This is a genomic window from Holdemanella sp. (assembly GCF_056804935.1).
Genome location: NZ_DBMEXE010000008.1, coordinates 13,313 through 13,564, shown reverse-complemented (window position 1 = coordinate 13,564; position 252 = coordinate 13,313). Strand labels below are relative to the sequence as shown.

At 30.2% G+C, this 252-nt stretch carries 1 protein-coding gene; it reads left to right on the top strand.

The window, feature by feature from the left end:
* A partial coding sequence (locus ACZQCL_RS00970; RefSeq protein WP_482481569.1) for a radical SAM protein occupies positions 1-252 on the top strand: 252 nt, incomplete at both ends.

The following is a 252-nucleotide window of genomic DNA, read 5'->3' as shown; positions in this document are numbered from 1 at the left end:
ACACTTCGTAAAGGCTATATTGATTTTATTCGTAGGTTAAAAGAATTGGATGGAGTTGAACAAGTAACTCTCACAACCAATGGAAGTTTATTTTCTTTTACAGATTTAGATGAACTAAAAAAAATAGGGCTTGATTGTATTAACTTTTCAATTGACACACTCGATGAATCTGAATATTTGAAGATATGTAAAAAGAACAATTTGAAGAAGGTTCTTTCAAATCTAGAATATGCCTATCAGATTGGAATCCCT